This is a genomic window from Nocardioides sp. CPCC 206348 (assembly GCF_048654705.1).
Taxonomy (GTDB): Bacteria; Actinomycetota; Actinomycetes; order Propionibacteriales; family Nocardioidaceae; genus Nocardioides.
Window position 1 is genome coordinate 21479 of sequence record NZ_JBMCZA010000211.1, and the last position, 1947, is coordinate 23425.

Here is a 1947-nt window from a genome sequence, read left to right on the forward strand (position 1 = left end):
GCCTCGACCCGAAGAGCAGCGGGTCGTCGGCGCCGAGCGCCACCGTCGCGCCGGCGTCGAGCAGCGTGGGGAGCGGGACCGAGGTCAGGTCGGAGTAGACGCCCAGGGCGACGTTCGACACCGGGCACACCTCCAGTGCGACCCCGGTGTCTACGATCCGCCGCAGCAGGTCGGGATCCTCCGCGGCGCGCACCCCGTGGCCGAGTCGTCCGGCGTGCAGCGAGTCGAGGCACGCGCTGATGTGTTCCGGGCCGCGGAGCTCGCCGCCGTGGGGCGCCAGCATCAGGCCGGCCCGTTCGGCGATCGCGAACGCCCCCGCGAAGTCGGAGGTCCGGCCGCGGCGCTCGTCGTTCGACAGTCCGAAGCCGACCACCCCGCGATCGACGTACTGCGCGGCCAGGCGGGCCAGGGTGCGGGCATCCAGCGGGTGACGGGTCCGGTTGGCCGCGATCACCACCGCCATGCCGAGGCCGGTGCGCTGCGTGGCGTCCCGCACCGCGTCCAGGACCAGGTCGGTGAACGCGGTGATGCCGCCGAACCGTGCGCCGTAGCCGCTCGGGTCGACCTGGATCTCCAGCCACCGGCCGCCGTCGGCGACATCGTCCTGCGCAGCCTCGAGCACCAGCCGTCGTACGTCGTCCTCGGTGCGCAGCACGGAGCGCGCGACGTCGTACAGGCGCTGGAAGCGGAACCAGCCCTTCTCGTCCGCGGCGGTGAGCTGCGGGGGCCACTCGGAGACGAGCGCGTCGGGCAGGTGGATGCCGTCGCGCTCCGCGAGCTCCAGCAGGGTGCCGTGTCGCATCGAGCCGGTGAAGTGCAGGTGGAGATGGGCCTTGGGAAGCACATGGAGGTCCCGCACGCCGCCATCGTAGGTGGGCGGGCGCTTGTAACGTCGAGGGCCCGGGGAGCCAAGAGGGGACATGACCGACAACGAGCCTGCGGACCTCGTCCGGATCGCCCGCGATCCCGACGTGTTCGAGGCCTTCTACCGAGAGCATCTCGACGCCGTCCAGCGGTTCGTGGCCCGGCGCGTGGCGGATCCGCACCTGGCAGCGGATCTCACCGCCGACGTGTTCCTCGCCGCCATCGATGCCGCCAGCAGCTACTGCCCCGACCGGGGGAGCCCGGTGGGCTGGCTGATGGGGGTGGCGCGCAACGTCGTCGCCGCCGAGTTCCGACGCCAGGGCCGCCAGCGCCAGGTGGTGCGCAAGGTCGCGGGCCGCCGGCTGCTCGACAGCGACAGCCTTGGGCGGATCGAGGAGCGCATCGACGCCGAACGGGAGACCCGTTCCCTGTACGCCGCCCTCCGTGCCCTGCGTCCTCGCGACCGGGCGCTCATGGAGCTCGTTGCCCTCGACGGATTGTCGGTCACCGAAGCGGCTGCCGTGCTGGGGGTGAAGCCGGCCACCGCGCGGGTCCGGCTGCACCGCAGCCGGCGCCTGGTCCAGTCCCACCTGCAGCCGTCACGCCCCGGCGTGGAGGCCGCGCTCACCCCGGAGGTTCCGTCATGACCATCCACCGCGCCACCGATTCCGGCTCGAAGGGCCCGCTCGATGCATTCGAGCAGTCGTTGCTCACCGAGCTCCGGCACCACGTCGCTGAACGTTCCGGAGCGAGCGCCCCACGACCGGGGCGGGTCCGTCGTCGCCTCGCTGTCCTCGCTGCCGCCGCCGTCGCCGGTGGCTCGGTCGCCATCGGTGCAGCCGTGTTGCGACCCGACGCCGCGTTTGCTGTCGTCGAGGAAGGTGACGGCGACATCGTGGTGACCATCACGAGCCTGGAGGACGCTGACGGGCTCGAAGCGGCTCTCGCCGAGCACGGGGTCGAGGCCGACGTGGCGTACGACCCCTCGGGCCCGGTGGTGGTCGACAGCCCGGACGATCAGCCTGGCCACGGTGTCGGTGCTGGTGTCGGCGCCGAGGTCGACCAGGCGGTGTCCCCGCCCGC

Annotated in this window: 3 protein-coding genes; 2 read left to right on the forward strand and 1 reads right to left on the reverse strand. The window is 72.8% G+C overall.

Translation table 11 applies throughout. The annotated features are described in order from the left end of the window. On the reverse strand, nucleotides 1-859 hold an 859-nt coding region (locus tag ACOADB_RS21830; protein WP_378603514.1), incomplete at its 3' end, for an adenosine deaminase. Between the two features lie 61 nt (nucleotides 860-920). Between ACOADB_RS21830 and ACOADB_RS21835 the strand changes: the two genes are divergently transcribed. Next, on the forward strand, nucleotides 921-1511 hold the full coding sequence (locus ACOADB_RS21835; RefSeq protein ID WP_378603516.1) for an RNA polymerase sigma factor: 591 nt from the start codon (nucleotides 921-923) through the stop codon (nucleotides 1509-1511). Beyond that, a partial coding sequence (locus tag ACOADB_RS21840; RefSeq protein WP_378603519.1) for a hypothetical protein occupies nucleotides 1508-1947 on the forward strand: 440 nt, incomplete at its 3' end. The genes ACOADB_RS21835 and ACOADB_RS21840, both read left to right, overlap by 4 nt.

Excerpts from the sequence above, each read along its gene's own strand:
- ACOADB_RS21835 (WP_378603516.1), top strand. The coding sequence starts at position 921 with ATGACCGACAACGAGCCTGCGGACCTCGTCCGGATCGCCCGCGATCCC.